Annotated in this window: 18 protein-coding genes; 5 read left to right on the forward strand and 13 right to left on the reverse strand. The window is 60.9% G+C overall.

What is annotated here, in order from left to right; translation table 11 throughout:
- Nucleotides 1–112 precede the first annotated feature (112 nt).
- Nucleotides 113–1,000 (reverse strand): LysR substrate-binding domain-containing protein, encoded by an 888-nt coding sequence (locus P9292_RS40335; RefSeq protein WP_309965299.1) that lies wholly within the window; start codon nt 998–1,000, stop codon nt 113–115.
- Nucleotides 1,001–1,179: 179 nt separating this feature from the next.
- Between P9292_RS40335 and P9292_RS40340 the strand changes: the two genes are divergently transcribed.
- On the forward strand, nt 1,180–2,289 hold the full coding sequence (locus tag P9292_RS40340; RefSeq protein WP_309965303.1) for an alkene reductase: 1,110 nt from the start codon (nt 1,180–1,182) through the stop codon (nt 2,287–2,289).
- Between the two features lie 269 nt (nt 2,290–2,558).
- Here the strand turns inward: P9292_RS40340 and P9292_RS40345 are convergent, their stop codons facing one another.
- Genes P9292_RS40345 through P9292_RS40355 form a run of 3 tightly spaced genes read right to left on the reverse strand, consistent with a single transcriptional unit; the run spans nt 2,559 to nt 6,280 of the window.
- Nucleotides 2,559–3,710 carry an epoxide hydrolase gene (locus P9292_RS40345; RefSeq protein WP_309846132.1) on the reverse strand — a complete coding sequence of 384 codons (1,152 nt, stop codon included), beginning with the start codon at nt 3,708–3,710 and terminating at the stop codon, nt 2,559–2,561.
- 31 nt (nt 3,711–3,741) lie between these two features.
- Entirely contained in the window at nt 3,742–5,076 is a 1,335-nt protein-coding gene (gene tcuC / locus P9292_RS40350; protein ID WP_250494951.1) for a tricarballylate/proton symporter TcuC, read from the reverse strand.
- A gap of 43 nt (nt 5,077–5,119) precedes the next feature.
- Nucleotides 5,120–6,280: an L-talarate/galactarate dehydratase gene (locus P9292_RS40355; protein ID WP_250528131.1), complete on the reverse strand. Its 1,161-nt coding sequence runs from the start codon at nt 6,278–6,280 to the stop codon at nt 5,120–5,122.
- Nucleotides 6,281–6,479: 199 nt separating this feature from the next.
- Here P9292_RS40355 and P9292_RS40360 point away from each other — a divergent pair, with 199 nt between their 5' ends.
- The 3 genes from P9292_RS40360 (at nt 6,480) to P9292_RS40370 (ending at nt 9,889) form a co-directional block, all read left to right on the forward strand.
- Nucleotides 6,480–7,511 carry a LacI family DNA-binding transcriptional regulator gene (locus tag P9292_RS40360; protein WP_309965308.1) on the forward strand — a complete coding sequence of 344 codons (1,032 nt, stop codon included), beginning with the start codon at nt 6,480–6,482 and terminating at the stop codon, nt 7,509–7,511.
- A gap of 105 nt (nt 7,512–7,616) precedes the next feature.
- The gene (locus P9292_RS40365; RefSeq protein WP_309846140.1) at nt 7,617–8,927 is read left to right on the forward strand and encodes an SGNH/GDSL hydrolase family protein; all 1,311 of its coding nucleotides are present in this window, start codon (nt 7,617–7,619) and stop codon (nt 8,925–8,927) included.
- Nucleotides 8,928–9,061: 134 nt separating this feature from the next.
- Nucleotides 9,062–9,889 (forward strand): phosphodiesterase, encoded by an 828-nt coding sequence (locus P9292_RS40370; RefSeq protein ID WP_309965312.1) that lies wholly within the window; start codon nt 9,062–9,064, stop codon nt 9,887–9,889.
- Between the two features lie 9 nt (nt 9,890–9,898).
- Here P9292_RS40370 and P9292_RS40375 read toward each other — a convergent pair whose 3' ends face one another.
- Nucleotides 9,899–11,281 carry an MFS transporter gene (locus tag P9292_RS40375; RefSeq protein ID WP_309965314.1) on the reverse strand — a complete coding sequence of 461 codons (1,383 nt, stop codon included), beginning with the start codon at nt 11,279–11,281 and terminating at the stop codon, nt 9,899–9,901.
- A 127-nt stretch (nt 11,282–11,408) separates the two neighbouring features.
- On the reverse strand, nt 11,409–12,296 hold the full coding sequence (gene gcvA, locus P9292_RS40380; RefSeq protein ID WP_309965318.1) for a transcriptional regulator GcvA: 888 nt from the start codon (nt 12,294–12,296) through the stop codon (nt 11,409–11,411).
- 109 nt (nt 12,297–12,405) lie between these two features.
- Here gcvA and P9292_RS40385 point away from each other — a divergent pair, with 109 nt between their 5' ends.
- On the forward strand, nt 12,406–13,248 hold the full coding sequence (locus tag P9292_RS40385; protein WP_309965321.1) for a DMT family transporter: 843 nt from the start codon (nt 12,406–12,408) through the stop codon (nt 13,246–13,248).
- Nucleotides 13,249–13,281: 33 nt separating this feature from the next.
- Here the strand turns inward: P9292_RS40385 and P9292_RS40390 are convergent, their stop codons facing one another.
- From P9292_RS40390 to P9292_RS40420, 7 genes are all read right to left on the reverse strand, one after another.
- On the reverse strand, nt 13,282–13,890 hold the full coding sequence (locus tag P9292_RS40390; protein ID WP_250509179.1) for an NUDIX hydrolase: 609 nt from the start codon (nt 13,888–13,890) through the stop codon (nt 13,282–13,284).
- A gap of 26 nt (nt 13,891–13,916) precedes the next feature.
- Nucleotides 13,917–14,789: a sugar phosphate isomerase/epimerase gene (locus P9292_RS40395; RefSeq protein ID WP_250528125.1), complete on the reverse strand. Its 873-nt coding sequence runs from the start codon at nt 14,787–14,789 to the stop codon at nt 13,917–13,919.
- A gap of 31 nt (nt 14,790–14,820) precedes the next feature.
- A complete protein-coding gene (locus P9292_RS40400) occupies nt 14,821–16,362 on the reverse strand; it encodes a sugar ABC transporter ATP-binding protein (RefSeq protein WP_250528124.1) in 1,542 nt (513 codons plus the stop codon).
- A 61-nt stretch (nt 16,363–16,423) separates the two neighbouring features.
- The gene (locus tag P9292_RS40405; protein WP_244831757.1) at nt 16,424–17,371 is read right to left on the reverse strand and encodes a sugar-binding protein; all 948 of its coding nucleotides are present in this window, start codon (nt 17,369–17,371) and stop codon (nt 16,424–16,426) included.
- Nucleotides 17,372–17,402: 31 nt separating this feature from the next.
- Nucleotides 17,403–18,407, reverse strand: a complete 1,005-nt coding sequence (locus tag P9292_RS40410; protein ID WP_244831758.1) for an ABC transporter permease — start codon at nt 18,405–18,407, stop codon at nt 17,403–17,405.
- 182 nt (nt 18,408–18,589) lie between these two features.
- Nucleotides 18,590–19,888 (reverse strand): D-tagatose-bisphosphate aldolase, class II, non-catalytic subunit, encoded by a 1,299-nt coding sequence (locus P9292_RS40415; protein WP_309965326.1) that lies wholly within the window; start codon nt 19,886–19,888, stop codon nt 18,590–18,592.
- The gene (locus tag P9292_RS40420) at nt 19,881–20,885 is read right to left on the reverse strand and encodes a sugar kinase (protein ID WP_309965329.1); all 1,005 of its coding nucleotides are present in this window, start codon (nt 20,883–20,885) and stop codon (nt 19,881–19,883) included. Before P9292_RS40420 ends, P9292_RS40415 begins: the two co-directional genes overlap by 8 nt.
- Between the last annotated feature and the right edge of the window lie 20 nt (nt 20,886–20,905).

Raw genomic sequence — 20,905 nt, forward strand, 5'->3', positions numbered from 1 at the left:
TTATCCTCGACGTAGACGTTCGATGACAGCTAGCGTATACGATCCGCATGATTCACGTGGCGCTTACGAGATATCGAACACGCTCGAAAGCGGATGTCATTCGCGATAGAGACTAAGCAATCCGCAAATGCTCGCTGATGTAGTCGATGAACACGCGCAGCTTCGGCGATGCATAACGCGTCGCCGGCCAGAGAATCCAGAATGTCACCGTCTGATCGATGTAATCGTCCAGCACGATTTGCAGCGCGCCGCTCGCAAGCGCATCGCGCACGAGAAAGGTTGGCACGAAGATAAGCCCTTTATCTTGCAGCGCCAGGAACGCCAGCACTTCGATAGTGTTGCTCACGAACGTCTGCGGCAACTCGGGCTCCGCTTTCGCCGTGCCGAGCTGAAACGGCCAGCGTTCGAGCTTGCCGGTGGCGGGAAACTTATGCAGCAGGCACGCGTGATTCACGAGTTCCGCCGGATGACGCGGCACGCCATGCTGCTTCAGATATCCGGGTGACGCGACGACCACTTGCCCGCATGAACCAAGACGCCGCGAAACGAGCCGCGAATCGTGCTGCGCGCCCGTGCGGATCACGGTGTCGAAACCTTCCTCGATGATATCGACCATACGGTCTGACAAATCGACATCGATTTCGATATCCGGATACTGCGCCATGAACCCGTCCAGCGCGGGCATGATGAGCGCGGACAATTGCGGCGTGCTGATTCGCAAACGCCCGCGCGGGCTGCCCGCTGCATTGGACAGTTCGGCTTCGGCGGCTTCGACTTCGCCGAGGATGCGCCTGCAACGTTCGAGAAAGAGCGCGCCCTCGGCGGTCAGCGTAATGCTGCGCGTGCTGCGATGAAAAAGCCGCACGCCGAGACGCTCTTCCATGCGGGCAATGCCCTTGCCCACCGCCGACGACGACACGCCCAATTGCCGTCCCGTCTCCGTGAAGCTGCGCGTTTCAGCGACTTGCACGAACATCGAAATGCCGCCTAGGCTGTCCATGAGTATCCCGAAGAACTGGCCGACTCGCGCGACGCGATCCGCCGATTAAGGAAGTTCTTGTCCGATATATTCGGAACCTTAGCCCATTTTTCTTATGTCGTCCGGTTCATACACTCTCTTCAAGCCTTAACACCTGCCGTCGAGGAATTCGACGGTCATCCGCATTCCGGAGAGAGAACATGTCCAAACTTCATTCAGCCGTCAGAGTCGGTCCCTACGAGTTTTCGCATCGCGTCGTGCTGGCGCCGCTCACGCGCATGCGTGCCGAGGAAGGCGCCATCCCCGGCCCGTTGATGGCCGAGTACTATGCGCAACGCACGTCGAAAGGCGGCTTCCTAATCAGCGAAGCGACCATTGCCGCGCCGAACGGCAACGGCTACCTCGGCGCGCCCGGCCTTTACGACGACAGCCAGCTCGAAGGCTGGAAGCAAGTCACGGAAGCCGTGCATGAAAGAGGCGGCCGCATCTTCCTTCAGCTTTATCACGCGGGCCGTCAGTCCAATAGCCAGTTGCAGCCGGATGGCGGCGCGCCGGTGGCTCCGTCGGCGGTATTGCATGGCGGCGTCGCTTATACGGAAGCTGGCTGGATTCCCAACACCCCGGCCCGCGCGCTCACCATTCCGGAAATCGCGCAACTCGTCGAGCGCTTCCGCACGGCAGCGGAGCGTGGCAAGAAAGCCGGTTTCGATGGTGTCGAACTGCACGCCGCGAACGGCTATCTCTTCGATCAGTTCCTTCAAGACGGCAGCAACATGCGCACCGACATCTACGGCGGCTCGTTCGAAAACCGCGCGCGCTTTCTGCTGGAGGTCACGCGCGCCGTCATCTCCGTGTGGGGCAGCCAGCGCGTCGCGGTGCGCCTCGGGCCGAGCGGCACGTGGGGCGATATGTCGGACAGCAATCCCGAAGCGCTCTTCTCCTACGTGGCGCGTGAATTGTCGAAGCTGGATCTGGCGTATCTGCACTTGATCGAACCGCGCGTGCTCGGCAATGTCGATGACGACAGCAAAGACCCCGCACCCGTGGCCGCGCAACTGATCCGCAAGCATTACGAGGGCGTCATCATCGCGGCGGGCGGCTTCAAGGGGCCGACGGCCGAAGCCATCCTGCAAGCAGGCGATGCCGATCTAGTGGCGTTCGGACGCGACTTCATCGCCAATCCGGATTTGCCCGAACGCCTTCGCAATCGGTGGCCGCTCAATGCGTATGACCGTCCCACGTTCTTTGGCGGAACCGAAGCTGGCTATACCGACTATCCGTTCCATCGCGCCGAAGCACGGGCCGCGTAAGCCGGAGGCCGCCATGAACGCTACTTCCCCGCCGATGTCTCTGACGCCACTTTGCTGGCTCGCGCTCGGAACGTTGCGGGGTTGCGCGGTACGCCTGTCGCGTTATCGCTCAATGCATGGTTCATGTGTATCGGCTTCTCACTCGGCGCCGCGCTCGGGTCGATCACGCTGAATGTTGCGTCGTGACCGATCTTGGCTTGACCGCGTCGGTCTGCAAGATCGCGGCGTTCACGCTGACCTTGTGCGAAGCGGCGCCCGCCGCGGCATGACTAACGAAAGCGCCTGAAGAACGTGCGCATTTCGACGGCAAGAAGTTCGGGCTCTTCCATCGCGGCGAAGTGGCCGCCGCGCGGCATCTCGGTCCATTGCGCGACATCGAAGACACGTTCGAGCCATTCGCGCGGCGGCCGGCTCAATTCTTTGGGAAAGCGCGCGTAACCCACTGGCGGCAACACGCGCTGACCCGCAGCGAAACGCATGGGTTGCAGGCGGTTTTCGTAGTACATCTGCACCGCCGTGCCAATGCTCTGCGTGTGCCAGTAGAGCGAGAGATTCGTCAGCAACTCGTCCTTCGAGAAACTGCGCTCCACATCGCCGTCGCAATCGCTCCATGCGCGGAATTTCTCGCAGATCCACGCGGCGAGTCCCACGGGGGAATCGTTGAGCGATGCAGCAAGCGTCTGCGGCTTCGTGCTGTGCATGTGCGCGTAGGCGCCTTCTAGTGCGACCCACTCGCTTCGCGCGCGCACGAAGTCTTGTTCGGCAGCATTCATCGGCGCGTTTGCCGGATCCACGGATGGTTCGTAAGAGCCCGGCAGAAAGTTGAGATGAATACCATCGACATGCCGTCGATGCCGCAACGCCAGCGCAACCGATACCGCCGAACCCAGGTCGCCGCCTTGCGCACCGAAGCGCTCGTAGCCTAGACCTTGCATCAGCGCGGCCCAGATATCGGCGACTTGAAACGCGGACGTGCCGGGCTGCGCGGGCGCGGCGGAAAACGCGAAGCCCGGCAGCGACGGCACGATGACATCGAAGGAATCGGCCGGGTCCGCTCCGAACGATGCGGGATCGCACAGCATCTCCGTCAGCGCATGAAACTCGAAGAACGATCCCGGCCAGCCGTGCGTGATGATGACCGGATACGGCTTTGGACCCACGCCCCGCCGATGCACGAAGTGCACGCGCTGGCCGTTCACATCCGCAATGAATTGCGGTTGCCGGTTGAGCTCGCGTTCGGCGGCGCGCCAGTCGAACGTATCGGTCCAGTACTGCACGAGTTCGCGCAGCCACGCGATATCGATACCTTGTTTCCAAGACTCGGATGGCGTCATGGGTGGCCAGCGGGTATCGCGTAGCCGGCGGCGCAGGTCGTCTATCGCTTCGTCGGGAACGGCAATCTTGAATGGCTCGATGTGCATGGCGGGTCGCTACTCCAGCAAGGTCGGAGGTTCAGTGTAACTCGACCTTTTGCCGCGCTCCCGTCTTCTCGTGATTCAGGCAAAGCGCCGCCGCGAGGCTGATCGCCGCGTTGATCGCGAGCCACACGCCGACCATTGCGCTGCTATGAAACGTGTGCGTGAGCCATGTGAGGATGGCGGGCGTGAAGCCGCCCAGCACGGCCGCTGCGATAGCCTGCGCGAACGCATAGCCGGATGTGCGCGCATTGGGCGGCACGAGTTCGACCATGGCCGCGACCTGAACGGCGCTGTAGGCTGCATAGATGAACGAAAACCACAGTTCGACCACCGCAAACCTCAGCACGGTTGCATGCGTGGCGAGCCATGACATCAGCGGATACGCGGTGACGGCGGCCAGCAACGTGACGACGATCAGCACCGTGCGACGGTTGAAGCGATCGGCCACGAGCGCCATGATCGGCAGCCAGACGAGCACCGACAAACCGCCGAAAAAGAGAATGATGAAGCCCGCGGATGCGCCCAGATTCAGGCTCTTGATGAAGGTCGGCGCGTAAGTGGTGATGGTCTGCGAAGTCACAGTCGCCATCGACACCATGCCCATGCACAGCACGATGGTGCGCCAGTCCGAGACCAGGCTCGTGCAGATCTCGGACATCTTCGGCGCGCGCTTTCTGGCCGCAAACACCGACGTTTCCTGAAGACTCGACCGCAGCCAGAACATGACGGGAATGACCATGCAGCCGAGCAGAAGTGGCACGCGCCATCCCCATGCGTGCAGTTCGTCTTGCGTCAGCCAGTAAAGCAGAACGAGTCCGACGAGCGACGCCACCATCACGGAGATTTGCTGGCTGCCGGCTTGCCAGCACGTATAAAACGCGCGGCGTCTGGCCGGCGCGATCTCCGCGAGATAGACCACTACGCCGCCGAGTTCGGCGCCTGCGGAGAACCCTTGCATCAGCCGTCCAAGCAAGACGATGATCGGCGCCGCGATACCGATACTCGCGTAGGAAGGCGTGCATGCCACGGAGATGATGCCGAGCGACATCAACGACAACGCGAGAATCAGACCCTTGCGGCGCCCATGACGGTCCGTATAAGCGCCGAGCACGATAGCGCCCACGGGCCGCGCGAGAAACCCGAACGCGAAGGTCATGAGCGACATCATCAGCGAGATGTATTCGTTGTCGCTCGGAAAGTACGTCTGCGCGATGTATCTCGCGTAATAGCCGTAAATCATGAAGTCGTAGATTTCCAGCGCATTGCCGGCGACGACCTGAATGATCGGCTTGATCGCGACTCTCGATCTGTCGACGTCCGGCGCACTCACTGACGCGAGGCCTGGGCTTGCAACCGCGGAATCCTTCATCGCTACTCCTGTCGAAAAGCGTTCTTTCTGGCCGATGGAAACGTCAGGCGCGTGCGCCGATCTCCACTTCCTGCGCGGTCCAGCCCGCAACGCGGTCGCTGAGCGTGAGACCGAGACCGGGACGCGTCGGCACGAGCATGCGGCCATCGCGCGTTTCGAGCCGTTCGTTGAAGAGCGGTTCGAGCCATTCGAAATGTTCGACCCACGGCTCGCGTGCATAACTTGCCGCGAGATGCACATGCAGTTCCATGGCGAAATGCGGCGCGAGCATGAGACCCGCGTGATCCGCGAGCGTCGCGACTTTAAGAAACGGCGTGATGCCGCCGACGCGCGGTGCATCCGGCATCAGATAATCCGCCCCGCGCAACCGGATGAACTCCCAGTGCTCGGACACGCTCGTCAGCATCTCGCCTGTGGCGATCGGTGTATCGAATTGCGTGGCGAGCGCTGCATGGCCTTCGGCGTCGTAGCAATCGAGCGGCTCCTCGATCCAGACGAGATTGAACTGTTCGAACGTTCGGCACATGCGTTGTGCGGTCGGACGGTCCCATTGCTGGTTGGCGTCGACCATGAGCGGGAAGGCATCGCCCAGATGCTTGCGCACGGTTTGCACGCGATGAATGTCGAGCGCCGAGTCCGGCTGGCCCACCTTGAGCTTGATGCCACCTATGCCTTTTTCGCGCGATATGTCGGTGTTGGTCATCAACTGATCGAGCGGCGTATGCAGGAAACCGCCGGACGTGTTGTAGCAGCGTACCGACTCGCGTTGCGCGCCCAGCAGCTTGGCAAGCGAGAGGTTCGCGCGCTTTGCCTTCAGGTCCCACAGCGCGACATCGAACGCGCCGATGGCTTGCGCCGCCATGCCGCTGCGCCCCACCGACGCCCCCGCCCACGCGAGCTTGTCCCACAGCCGCGCGATGTCGCTCGGATCCTCGCCGATCAGCACGGGCGCGATCTCCTTCGCATGCGCGAACTGGCCCGGACCGCCCGCGCGTTTTGAATAGCTGAAGCCGAGTCCGCGTTGACCATCGGCCGTTTCGATCTCCACGAAAAGAATGGCGATCTCGGTCATCGGCTTCTGCCGGCCGGTCAGCACCTTGGCGTCGCTGATGGGATTGGCGAGCGGCAAGAACGTGGAGGCGACGCGAATCCACCTTATTGAATCGTTCGATGTTCCTGCGAGAAGCGAAGACGTTGCGTTCATGTGCCGATTCCTTGAGTGACGAGTTCGAAGCCTTTAGCGATGAGTCGATCATACAATGATTGCGCAATCATTCAAGCTTAATTGATTGCGCAATCATCATGGTTTACGCTTAATGCACGAGTGCAAACGTCTTTGATCGGTGGGCCTTCATGGTCTAATCCGATGCGTGGCGCTTTGAAGAAAACGAAGTCGGGGAAATATGGCGAAGAAAGACGAAGGTGTTCAGGCGACGGCGGAAAGCGTGACGCTTATCGATGTCGCGCGCGTGGCGGGCGTCGCGCCGATGACCGTGTCGCGCGCACTGAACCGGCCGGAACTCGTGCGCAGCGACACGCAGAAGAAGGTGCTCGACGCCGTTCGCGCGACGGGTTACGTGCCCAACCTGCTCGCTGGAGGACTGGCGAGCAGCAAAAGCCGTCTCGTGGCCATTCTGTTGCCGACCATTGCCAACTCCATCTTCGCCGACACCGTGCAGGCGCTGGTGGACCGTCTGACGGCATCGGGATATCAAACGTTGCTGGGCGTGACCGCTTATTCAATCTCGCGCGAGGAAGCGCTCGTCGAAGCCATTCTCGGACGCCGCCCGGATGGCATCGTGCTCGCTGGCACCAGTCACAGCAAGGTCACCGTCGCGCGGCTGGTGAAGGCCAACATTCCCGTTGTCGAGATATGGGATCTCACGAGCAAACCTATCGATACGGTCATCGGTTTCTCGCACGAACAGGTGGGTAAAGAGGTCGCGCAACATCTCGTCGCGAAGGGCTATCGTGACTTCGGCGTGTTGTCCGTGGACGATCCACGCGGTTTGCGGCGCTGCAAGAGTTTGATTGCGCAACTCGCGACACAGGGAATCAGGAACACCGCGTTCGAGATAATGCCCGCGTCGGCAACGTTGCAGGCAGGACGAGAAGGCACGGCAAAGCTGTTGCAGGCACGGCCGCCGCGCATCATCGTATGCAGTTCGGACACGCTCGCGCAGGGCGTGCTCGCGGAAGCCGCCAGCCGCAAGTTGAACGTACCGGACGATATCGCCGTGATGGGCTTCGGCGACTTGAGCACCGCCGCGCACGTGTACCCTGCACTCTCGACGGTACGTGTGGATGGCGCGACCATCGGCATGAAAGCGGCCGATACCTTGCTCGCGCGTTTTTTGCAGGGCCGCACGGGCGCCGTTTCCTCGCGCGTGAAGATCGACACGGGCTTTACGATCATCGACCGCGAAAGCACATGACACGCCCGCAAGCAGCGGGGTATACGATAGTGACATCGTCCAATTCGTCGTCCATATTTACTTGGCTATCCTTACAGGATGGTCAAATAAATAACGGAGACATCCATGAGCGAACGTCTGTTCTTCCGCGCGGCTGGCCGCGCGATGGCGCTGCTATGCGCAGCGTATTTCGTTCTCGCCGCGCCGAACGTCTCGGCATCGCGAGGAGACGGCCGCGACGATGGATGGATCTCCACATGGACAGCAAGTGCCGATCGCAATAACAACCTGACCACGCCGCAGAGCTTCAATGCGTCGACGACGATTCGCCAGGTCGTGCACTTGAGCGTTGGCGGCGACCGCGTTCGCGTGCGTCTCACCAACGAGTTCGGCACGACGCCAGTAACGGTGGGACCGGTACATATTGCGTTATCCGTCGGCGGCGCGAAGATCGCGCCGAACTCCGATCGCACGCTTACCTTCGGCGGAAAGACCACGGTCGCGCTTTATGCAGGTGCGCCGATTCTCAGCGATCCGGTAGATATCAAGCTGCCGCCGTTCGCGGACATTGCCGTGAGCTTCTTCCTGCCCGACGCCACGCAAGCACAAACCGTGCATCAACTGGCCGTGCAGAACGCGTATGTATCGAGTGGCGACAACACCGCCACGGCCGATCAACCTTCTCCGCAAAAATACACAAACCGCTTTTTTCTGTCCGGCGTGCTGATCGATACCGACCGCGACACACCCGCCGTCGTGACCTTCGGCGATTCGATCACGGATGGCTACGCCTCCACCGTCGATGCGAACCGCCGCTGGCCCGACGATCTCTCGCAACGGCTGAATGGCGGCTCGGCGCGGCGCAGCTATGCCGTGCTGAATCAGGGGATCAGCGGCAATCGCGTGATCAAGGATGGCTCGGGCATCAGTGCGCTCGCGCGCTATGACCGCGATGTCCTCAGCCAGTCGAACGTCAAGCTAGTGATCTTCCTCGAAGGCATCAACGATATCGGCTGGCCTCAGACCGTGCTCGACCCGACGGCGGGACTCGTTCCGGCGCAGGACATCATCGACGGATACAAGCAGATCATCGCGCGGACTCATCTGCGCGGCATCAAGATCGTGGGCGGCACACTGACACCGTTCCACAACGCGCTGCAAGGCACGCCGAACCAAGGCTACTGGACGCAGCAAAAGGAAGCGATCCGTCAGACCGTCAATGCCTGGATACGTACGAGCCGCGCGTTCGATGCGGTCGTGGATTTCGATGCGGTGCTGCGCGATCCTGCGCATCCGATCGACATTCGCGCAGTGTATGACAGCGGCGATCATCTGCATCCCAACGATGCGGGCTATGCGGCCATGGCCAATGCTGTCGATCTCTCGCTGCTCTACAGGGCCGACGACGACCGCGATCACGATCACGACCATCATTGATTGAGGAACATGCGGACGCGCATCGCGCGCGTTCGCATTCGCGTTTTCCCGCGCACTACCCACCTGTCCGCGCTATCCTGCTGATTAGCCCATTCTTCGCATGGACCCTGCACCCGCACGGCCTGTCGACTCTCATGCTATTAGCGCAAATCAGCGATCTTCATATCAAGCGGCCCGGCAAGCTCGCCTATGGACGTGTCGATACCGCCGCCTATCTCAGCCGATGCATCGAGCACCTCAACGCACTCGATCCGCGACCCGACGCCGTGCTGATCACGGGCGATCTCGTGGATTTCGGCGATACCGAGGAATACGCCTATCTACGTACGCTACTGAATCCGCTTGCGATTCCGTATTACCTTTGCATCGGTAATCACGATGGACGAGAAGCGCTGCGCGAGGTATTCGGCGATCATGCGTATCTGCGAGACCAAGCGCGTTTTGTTCAGTATGAGTTCGAGCTAGGCGGCGTACGCATTGTCGTCGCGGACTCGCAAGACCCGCCACACGGAGGCGGCCGGCTGTGCGATGAACGGCTCGACTGGATTGCAGAGACGCTGGCAAGAAGCGCTGCGCAGCCGACCTTGCTTGCCATGCATCATCCGCCGTTCGATTGCGGTATCGAGCATATGGACGAGCAAAAGCTCGATGCCGCCGATGCAGCGAAGCTCGCGGCTATCGTCGCGCGTCATCCGCAGATCGAGCGTCTACTGTGCGGGCACGTGCATCGCGCCATTCAAATGCGCTTTGCCGGCACGATCGCGAGCGTGTGTCCGTCGACCGCGCATCAAGTCGCGCTCGACTTGCGCAAACGCGGCCCGTCGCGCTTTGTGATGGAACCGCCCGCATTCCAGTTGCATCGCTATGTCGCGGGCGAAGGGCTCGTCACGCATACGGCATTCATCGGCGATTACGGCGGTGCTTATCCGTTCTATGACGAGAACGACGCGCTCATCGACTAAGCGGTGCTTTTAGCGTCGCGCCATGCCGAGATCATCGGCTGCGTTCGACGCACTCGCCGCGCGCTTGCCTTTGTTCCCTTCTTCGAGCGCGTTCAGTTGTTCGAGGCTCAGATTGCGCGTTTCAGGCGCGAGCCACACGGAGATCAGCAAGCCCGCGAGCGCGATGCCGAAGAAGAACCACAGCGCCGCGCTCGCGCCCCACCACGCGACAAAATTGGGGAACACGAGTACGCCGAGAATCGAGCCGATGCGGCTTACGGAAGTCGCGAGACCCGATGCGCCCGCGCGCACGTTCGTCGGAAAGAGCTCGGTCGGATAGACGAAGTTGAGAATGCCGCCGCCCGAATTGGCGAACAGAACCGCGCAACTGAACAGCACGACCAGAAAGCCGAAGGTCGGCTTCGAGTTGAGCGCGAGCACGAGAAGCGCGGCGGAAAGCCCGGCAAACGACGTGATCAGCAGCGGCCTGCGTCCCCAGCGATCCACCAGATTCATGCCGATGATCGCGCCGATCATCCCGAGAATGGCGATGAGACCCGACCCGATGATGGTCAGCACGCGCGAGCCATGCGAGAACGGCGAGATGATGGTCGGCGCGTACATCGAGATGCCGTAATAGGCAGTTGCATAACAAAACCAGAAACCAAGCACGAATATCGTACGGCGTAGCATGGGCCTGGAAAAGAGCGAGGCGAGACTGCCCTTCGACTCGAGCTCGCGCGCAAGCACGACACGCTCGCCCGTTACCGCGAGCATGACGGCTTCGGCTTCCTCGTGACGGCCTTTGGATTGCAGCCAGCGCGGCGATTCCGGCAGCGTCATGCGAAAGAAGAACACGATCAACGCGAAGATGGCGCCCACGCCCAGCATGTAACGCCATGCGTTATCGCCGAGCGGCAGGCACGCAAGCCCCACGACATACGCGGCCACCGCGCCGACAAACCACATCGCCGCAAGAAAGGTGCCGTGCTGTCCGCGCTTGTGCCGCGAACTGAATTCGGCGACGAGCGTGGCGGAGATAGGATAGTCCGCGCCGATGCCCACGCCCAGCAAGAAGCGAAACAGGATGAGTTGCCACGCGCTCTGTGAGACGGCCGTCAATAGCGCGAACAGCACGAACGCCAGCAGATCGACGACATACATGGCCTTGCGGCCGAAGCGATCCGTCAGCCGCCCCAGCCAGGCCGCGCCGATGAAGGCCCCGATGATCGCCGACGACACCACGAGACTCTGCACGCCCGCGCCGAGATGCCACTGCTTGATCACCGAAGGCAGCGCGACGGCGACGATCGTCAAGTCGAAGCCATCGAGGAAAGTGCCTCCGGCGGACAGCAGCGTGACCTTGCGTTGAAAGCGCCGGACCTGCTGTGAGTCCAGATGATCGAAGCTCATTGCGTGACTCCCATACGTAAGCGATTCGTCAGCGTGACGACTTGAGACGGACGAAAATTCGTGTGGCGCGAGTGTGACGGAGGTCTGTGACAGGCCGATGATGTCGATATCGTGTACCGCGCGTGAATCAGCGTATTCCCTCACCTTCGAGCCATGAGCGGAACAGGATGACGAGTTCGTCGTCGGACTTCGCATCCGGCACGTAGGTGCAATAGCTCCGCGATGGCAGGCGCGGCTCGGCAAACGGCGTGACGAGACGGCCAGCGGCCAGATCGTCGGCAACGAGCGCGGTCGGTCCCATCGCAATGCCGAGTCCGTCGATGGCCGCCTGCAAGGTGAGATAGAAGTGATCGAAGGTCAGGATCGCGGCAGGCCGCAGCGCGGGAATCTCCGCACGCGCGAGCCAGTCCGGCCATAAACGCGGGAGGCTCGACGTATGCAACAACGTATGCTGCCGCAAATCTTCCGGCGTGCGCAGCGCGACGCGTTGCATTAACGCGGGGCTGCACACAGGCACTCTTTCCTCGACGAGGAACGGCCGCATAGAGTAGCCATAGAACGTGTCGGGACCGCCGCGAATCACGATGTCGTGAATATCTTTCAGGCTCTCGACCGATGCGTTCGATGTCTCCACCTTGACGTCTACATCGAGATGCTCGGCGTGGAACTTCGCGAGCCTTGGAACCAGCCAACGCAACGTGAAAGTGGCGGGCGCATTCACGGACAACGTGCGCGAAACCGTTCCAGGGTAACCGTATCGCGCAGTGGCTTGCGACAATTGCTCGAAGAGCGGACCGATTTCATCCAGGTAGGCCTTTGCCTTGGGAGTCAACACCACGCGCCGGTTATGCCGCTCGAACAGCGGTTCGCCGAGCCACTCTTCGAGCAGGCGCACTTGCTGACTGATTGCACCATGCGTCACATGCAATTCGGCTGCGGCTTCCTTGAAGCTGGCAAGACGCCCTGCGGCTTCGAACGCGCGCAGTGCATTGAGCGGAGGCAGGACTCGTTTCATTCGAAAGAGTTTATCTAACGCGAGCGGCCAATTTAACTGGTTTGCCGCACGCTCACAAGATAGATAACCTGCTTACATCCCTCTTTCGCGTCCTTAGCCTGGAATCCGCATGCTCAGTTATACCGGCGGTCTCGTCCTTATCGCCGCCGTGCTTCACGCCAGTTGGAACGCGATGTTGCATGGCAATCGCGACCGCTTCCTCTCCATGACGTGGATGAGCATTGCCATCGCGGTGGTCTCGACCATCGTGATCGTTTTTTTGCCGATGCCCGCTTCCGCCGCTTGGCCATGCATCGTTGCATCGGGGCTCGTGCATATCGTCTATAACGTGAGCCTCGTGCGGTCGTATCGGCGAGGCGATCTCGCGCAGGCTTACCCGATTGCGCGTGGTTCGTCGCCGCTGCTCGTCACGCTCGGCGCAGCGCTCTTCGCGCACGAGGCCATCGGGCCGCTGCATGCGTTCGGCATCGTGATGATCTCGGGCGGCATCATCTCGCTGGCGCTGCAAGGTAGCCACGTATCGCGCGCAGGTGCGTTGGCGGCATTTCTGACTGGCGTGACCATCGCGGTCTATACCGTGATCGACGGTATCGGCGTGCGCTTGTCGGAGGGCAACGCGCTTGCCTATACCGCGTGGATGTTCATGTTCTACTGGCTGATGCCGCTGCTCTTCATGGCGACGCGCGGGCTCTCTGCACTATGGACGCCGATGCGCACCGCCCCGATGTCGATCGGCTCATCGCTTGCGGGCGGGTTGGTATCGATCGGCGCATATGGCATCGTCATTTGGGCGATGCAGTCGGGTGCGATGGGCGCGGTATCGGCATTGCGCGAGACGAGCGTGGTGTTCGCGGTGCTGATCGGTAGAGTGTTTCTGCGCGAAGCCGTCAGCGTGAAGCGCTGGCTCGCATGCATGGTCGTCGCGGCGGGCGCGATATGTCTCGGGCTTTGACCGCTCGCTTCCAGTGTCGCTTCTTTCGTCGCTTCAGTCGAAGTCGATATGACCGCTTCGTCTCAGCTCATCCAGCCTGAAAATTTGCTGCGGCAGCACGCGCCCAAGCGATAGCGCGGGAAGATCGTCGAGGCTGAAGAATCCGACGGCACTCGTTTCCGCACCGATGACCTCGCCCGCCTCCACGATCTCGCCGAGAAAAATCAGCTTCCAGATGTGAAAGACCGATGGTGGATGCGGATGTCTGTCTGCATCCCATACCGCGAGCAAGCGCTGAATCTTAACCGTATAGCCACTTTCTTCCCGCACTTCCTTCGCCGCGTTCTCGGCGGGCGAAACGCCTATGTCGGCCCAGCCGCCTGGAAGCGACCACATGCCGTCCGCCATTTCGCGCACGAGCAGAATCTGCCCCGCTTCATTGAATACCGCGGTACGCACATCGAGCTTTGGATTGGCATAGCCTGTTTCGAACGCGAAAAGTTCGGCTATCTTGGTCGAATCAGTCGATGAGAGCGCGGCGAGTTCAGCGTGCGCGATCTGCGCGATCTCATCGTAACGTTCGGTATCGAAAACGCTCGTTGCGTAGTGCAATCCGGTTTGCGCCAGTGCAAGCAGGCGGCGAGCGCGTTCCAAAGATGCCATGTAGTCGGTTCCGATGCGGCCTCAGTTCACGTCAAATGGCCTCTCACGAATTGCAAGGAGCGGCGTGCGCGCTCGTCCATTTGTTCGTCTGTCGCGCCGTTCGACATGTCGCGCCAGACTCCTACTGCGCGGCTCACGTTTCCGCCCTTGCGCATGAAAGGCTCCATGACGATTGTCCCGTCATATTCGATCTCTTTCAACGCGCCAAAAATCTCGTCCCACGGCAGACGCCCTTCGCCTGGCGGCAAGCGGTTCGCTTCGCCCAGATGGAAGTGTCCGAGCTTTCCCTTACACGCGAGGATTGCATCGCGAAAAGAGTGCTCTTCAATATTCATGTGGAACGTGTCGAGCTGCACCTTACAGTAAGGGTTGTCGACCGCATCGCAGAACGCGAGCGCTTCGCGTGCATCGTTGGCAAGCCATTGCTCGAAGCGGTTGACCACTTCCAGCGCGTAGATGATCCCATAGCCTTCCGCTACCTTGATGACGCGACGCACGCTGTCCACGGCACGCTCCACGTAGGGACGCTTGTCCGTCATGCCGGGCGGCGGCGATTGCGGCCACGCGCAGAAAGTGAGTCCTGCAAAAACGGGCGCACCGAGCATATGGCAATCGTCGAGCAAGCGCTTGACGTACTCCGTGCCTGCATCTCTCACGCTTTGCTCGGGAGAGGCGAAATCGTACTCGGGCTTGAGACCGATACAGCACATCACGGTGAGGCCGAGATCGTCGGCGACGGTCTTCAGTTCGCGCTTCTTCGCATCGGGAAGATTGTTGAATTCGCCGAGCGAAATTTCCATCATGTCGAAGCCCAAGCCGGATATGCGCTTCGCCACGGCCGGAAAATCGACCAGCCATTCGGTCGACCAATACGTGTAGAACATGCCGACTTTATTCAAGGCACGACTCCTTTGATGTTTGCCTGACTTGCTAGGCCACGAAGCCTTTTGGCTTGACCTCGGGATGTGCCGGGTCAGCATGTTCGAGCGCGGCCAGCGACATGATGCGTTCCTCGGAGGCGTCGTCAAAGCCGACTTCACCCGCAAGCTGACCGCCGCGCATGACAAGGATGCGGTCGGAGATGGTCAGTATCTCCGGGAGGTCGCTGGAGATGACGAGAATGGCGAGACCTTCTCGGGCAAGTTCGCGCATGAGCGCGTAAATCTCGGCTTTAGTGCCGACGTCCACGCCGCGTGTGGGTTCATCGACTATCAGGACACGCGGTTTCGATGCGAGCCATTTCGCCAGCACCACCTTCTGCTGATTGCCGCCGCTCAAGAGACCCACGAGTTGTTCGACGGTCGGCGTCTTGATGTTGAAGCGCCCGACGTAACTGTCGATCATGCGCGCTTCCTGCAGCGGGCGAATGACCGTGCCCTTCGAAAGACGCCCAAGCCCCAGCGCAGCGAGCGACAGGTTGCTGCCCACCGACATGCCGAGCACGAGCCCCTGATCCTTGCGGTCCTCGGGCACGAGCCCGATCCCGAGCTTCATTGCATCGCGAGGCTTCGCGATCCTGACCGGCTTGCCTTCGATGGTGACGTTGCCATGCTTCGGCGGCGGCGCACCGAAGATACCCATCGCCACTTCTGAACGTCCCGCGCCGATCAGTCCGGCAAGTCCCACGATCTCGCCGCGTCGCAACGAAAACGATACGTCGCGATAACGCTCGTCGTCGCCCAGACCATCCACTTGCAGCACGATTGGCTGATGCGCGTTATCGGGCTTGATGCGCCGTACTTCGGCGAGATCGCGGCCCACCATCAGGCGCACGACTTCATCGGGTGAGGTATCGACAAGACGCGCGGTACGCACGTGCTTGCCGTCGCGAAGAACGGTCACCGCATCGCAGTTGTCGAACACTTCGCGCATGCGATGCGAGATATAGAGAATGGTCACGCCGCTCGCGCGCAGTTCGTGAACCACTTTGAAGAGCGTCAGGGAGTCGGCTTCGGAAAGACTCGAAGTCGGTTCATCGAGAATCAAAAGACGCGGCTCGTGAATCAACGCCTTGCATATCTCGATCAACTGCTGCTGCGCGATGGTGAGATCGCCGAGACGCGTATCGGGATCGAGTGCGATGCCGAGCCGTTTCATCGCGGCCTTCGCTCTCGTCAACAGCACGCCGCGATCGACCAGCACGCGCGCCATGCGCGGCTCCGCGCCGAGAAAGATGTTCTCGGCAATCGTCATGTTCGGCGCGAGCATCAACTCCTGAAAGACGATGGAGATGCCCTTGGCGGCGGCATCGCGCGTACTCGAAAACTCGACCTCCTGACCGTCGAACATCATGCGTCCCGAGGTCGGCGCATGTGCCCCTGCGATCACTTGCATCAAGGTCGACTTGCCCGCGCCGTTCTCGCCCATGACCGCATGCACGGTGCCGGCCTCGACATTGAAGGACACTTCCTGCAGCGCTTTCACGCCGGGATAGGTCTTCGTTATCTGCTCAACGCTCAACAGCACGGTCATGGCAGCACTCTTTCTCACGAATGACGCGGGGCGCAGCGCGTGGCCAGGCCCCGCGCGCGGTTCATTTACCGCCGACGAATTTATCGACGTTCGACGAGTTGACGATATCCACGCCCGTATCCGTGACCGGTGGCACCTTGCCACCCTTGGTCAGCGCATCGAGTTGCTTGACGGATTCGGTGCCCATCGTGAGCGGCCGCTGACCGATCAGCGTCGTCGCATAACCTTCCTTCAGCAGCTTGATCTGCGATGGCAAGGTATCGAACGAAACGATCACGAACTTGCCCGCCTTGATATCGGCAGCCTTGTTGCGAACCGCGCGAATATAGGCCTCGGGCGCGAACATGGGCCAGCCGCCAGCGAAGAAGATGCCGTCGAGTTTCGGATTCTTCGCGAGCATGTCCTGAATGAGCTGCACGCCCGTGCTCGAATCGTCGTTGCAGGCGAAAGGCGAGCCCGACACTTCCTTGAAGTCGCCATTGAGCTTCGACTTGAAGCCCTTGATGCGCTCGTTGAGATTCGCCGCCGACAAACCGCCCGTCAGAACCGCATACGTGCCGCCCTTGGGCAGCGCCTTAGCAAATGCTTCGCCCGCCGCTTCGCCGCCTGCTTCGTTGTTCGTGCCGATGAAAGCGATGCGTTTGGACTTCGGTGCGTCCGAGTCGAAGGTCACGACCGGGATGTTCTTCGCCAATGCCGCGCTGATGACGCCGCTGATCGAATCCGCATTGTTCGGCGCGATGGCGATACCCGCGACCTTCTTGGTGATCAGATCGCGCACAATACGGCCTTGTTCTGCATCGTCGAGCTGGGCCGGGCCGGTGAACAGACATTCGGCGCCGATCTTCGCGGCTTCTTCCTTGCAGCCTTTTTCCGCGTCGGCATAGAACGCGACGCCGAGCGCTTTCGGTACGACGGCGAACACCTTCTTGTCCGCCGCCTGCGACTGGGCAATGCCGATCCCGAGCAGGAGCGTAGCGGCTACGGCACTGAGCATGGTGCGTGTCATGGTCTTCTCCAGAGTCGTTGTAATACAGCTTTCATCGACGTCGCCAGACGCCTTTTCTAAGTTGATCGATAAACACGGCAAGAACGATCACCGAACCGACGAACACCCCTTGCCAGTAAGCGTCCGTGCCGAGCAGAACGAGACCGTTGCGCAGCACTTCGAGAATGACGGTGCCGACGAATACGCCGATCACGGTGCCTTCGCCGCCGGACAATGCCGTTCCGCCGATGACAGCCGCCGCGATCACGCTCAGCTCCTTGCCCAATCCTTGATTGGAGATTGCCGACGAGAGATAGCTCACTTCGATGATGCCCGCGAGACCCGCGAGCACCGACGACATCACGTAGACGCTCATCTTCAGGCGGTCGACGTTGAGGCCGGTGAGCATGGCCGCGCGTTCGTTGCCGCCTACCGCGTATAACTGGCGGCCATAGACGGTACGCTTCAGAACGATGGCGGACACGATGGCGAGCGCCACGAAAATCAGAAACGGTACGGGCAGATCGAGAAAGTCGCCGCCGCCGAGGGCAAAAAACGAATCGCCGTCGGGACGAAAGCCATCGATAGCCTTGCCGCGCGTAATGACGAGCGCCAACGCCCGCGCAATGCTCATGGTGGCAAGCGTGGGCACGAAGGGCAGCATGCGCAGTTTGGTGACGCAGAAGCCGTTGAAGAGGCCGACGCACGCGGCTATGAGCAGCGTCAGCACGCAAGCGGGAAACACAGGCATGCCGGCCTGCATCATCGCGGCTGACGCGACGGCGGCCAGTCCCCATACGCTGCCGACCGAGAGATCGATGCCGCCCGTGATCATCACCGCTGCCTGCCCCAGCACCACGATGCCGATGAAGGACAGGTTGCGCGCGTCGTTGAGGAGGTTGCCCTTGCTCGCGAAGTCGGGCGCGAAGATCGACAGAAGCACGACCATGATCAGCAGGGCGCCGACGATACCGGTTTCGCGCGAGTGCAGCAATTGAGCGGCGAACCCGCGACGGGGTCTCGCCCGCTCGCTGGCTGCCAGCGTTGGCTTGCTCATGGTGTCGCCTCCAGTGCCTCTGTGCGCCCGTCGCGTGTCATGGACAAGCTGTTTTTGTGCTGAAAGAGTTTAGTTTCGGGTCGAAACCCAGTCAAAGCGGGTTTTCCCTGCCGGGCTTGAGGCGCGATCCGGTTCACCTATGAACCTGCTTTCAAATATTGGATTCCTTAGTTTTCATTCGATCACTTTGCCTGCGTATGCATGCGGCAGGCCTCCGCATAAACACGGATTACGTCGCGGACCTTGCTGTAGATAAGGCTCATGGGCGATGCATCGATCGACCCCCGCCTCACCTGCCAGTATTGCTCCGGCAGATAGCGGCTGATGAGGTTTTCCCGTATGCCGATGTTCGCGAGGTTCGCCACCAGCTTGCGCGTCGCCTCATCGATATCATGGTCGGACCAGTAGTAGCGCACGCGGTCGCTATAGCTATAGGTTCGCAGCAACCGCTTCTCCGCGTCGCTGCCGTGATAGTACTTCTCCCAGTTGTTGGGTTTCTCGCGCATCACGCGTTCGACTATCTCACGCAGATTCGACCGGACATTCGGCGCGAGGAGTTCGCACTCGATGTCCGCCAATGCATAAAGCGCTTCACGCAAAGCGAAGGTTACGCCCGGTCCCACCTTGAGAATGGCGAAGCCATCATCGACCAGCGCCGAGAGCGCCTCGGGCTTTTGATAATCGGTGGAATGCGCTTCGAACACGATACCCGGTAGCCTTTCGAGCACCTTGGAAAGTCCGCTTGCAAGCGCGGGGGCGTAGTCGACGACCCTCGTATGATCGAACTCCACGCCGGGTTGAACGACGAGTCCCACCACACGCTCCCACGCCGCGCCGAGTCCGCGTGCATCCCAAGCCTTGCGATGCACGGCGACGGTATCGAGCGCAGCGCTCGCGTGCGTAACTTCCACGGTGGCGAGTTCTTCCGATGCACCGCCCGGAACGGGCACTTCAGTGCCGATGATATACACCGGACCTTCGGCGAGCCCCACGCGCGCGGCAGCCGCTTCGGCGACGGCGCACATACGCGCGGCACGTTCGGCCACGACCTCGTCGGATAGACGCGCGGGGTCATCGGCGCAGGGCATGCTTGCATCGAGATGAAGCTTTCTGAAACCTGCGGCGGCGTAAGCATCGATCAAGGCATCGGCGCGTTGCATGGCATCTTCGGCAGGCAGATTACGCCATGCGTTAGGGCCTAAATGATCGCCACCGAGAAGCAATCTATGGCGATCAAATCCCATGCGATCGGCAAGCCCATGCACGAAGCGAACGAAATCCGCAGGCTTCATGCCGGTGTAACCACCATACTGATCCACCTGATTCGATGTCGATTCCAGGAGCAAGGGCGTGTCGTCATCGAGCGCCTGCTTCATTGCGGCTTCGATCACCCAGTGATGCGCCGAACAAATCGAATAGATGCCTTTCAGGCGCCCGGCGGCGCGCTCGTCGCCGGTCAAGCGCGTGACGATGTCAGTCATGCTTTGCCTCCGATGTCGCGGCGATGAACGCATCGAGTTCGGCAAGGGTCGCCGTGCCTTCCATCGGTCCACGGAACGTCACGGCCCGCGCGCCCGCCGCGCTTGCATACTCGAGCGCGCGCTCCACGGAAAAGCCCTGCGCGCGGCACGCAATGTATGTCCCGCCGAAGCAATCGCCCGCGCCGGTAGGATCGACCTCCGTAACCGACAATGCCGCGAAGTGGCTCGCGTGATTGCCGTCGTAATGACTACAGCCGTCCTTGCCGCGCTTGATGACGACCTCGCGCACGCCGCGCGCAAGCAGTTCGTCGATTGCGCCTTGCTCCGTTCGCGCATTCGCAAGCAGCATTACTTCGTGGCCGCTCGGAAGAAACACATCGGTGTAGTCGAGAATGAAGTCGAGCGCCTCGCGCATCTCCGGAATGCGCAGCATTTCCTTGCGAATGTTTGGATCGAAGCTAACCGTACCGCCGTTTGCCTTCACGGTCTCGATCACCTTCTTCATCGCCTCGATGATGCGAAACGAGAACAGCGATGAGCCCATCACATGAAAGTGACCACATTCTTTCAGCAAGTGCTCGCGGATCTCGCCGACTGACAAATGCCCCGACGCGCTATTCGCAATGTTGTAGATGAAGTCGCGGTCGCCGTCTTCGCGATACGTCACAAAGGCACTACCTGTCGTCGCGGATTTGATCACGGAGATGCCCGACACATCGACGCCGTCGTCACGCAACCGTTCGACGTTGAGCACGCCGAAGTCGTCGTCGCCGACGCAGCCGATGATCGCGCAGCGACTGCCCGACTTCGCCACCTGATCGATGAAGATGGCAGGCGCGCCGCTCGCATACGGTCCCATCAACGTGCCTGGCCGGCGAAACGACTGCCCGATTTGAGTCGCTAGGATTTCGACGAGGATCTCGCCCATCGTTACGATGTAGCCGGTGCGGCCGGCCTCTTGCGCTTGAGCTTGAGCTTGAGCTTGAGCTTCGTCCATGGCGTTCTTTGGTCAGGATG

Origin of the sequence: Caballeronia sp. LZ001 (assembly GCF_031450875.1) — a bacterium.
Classification (GTDB): domain Bacteria; phylum Pseudomonadota; class Gammaproteobacteria; order Burkholderiales; family Burkholderiaceae; genus Caballeronia.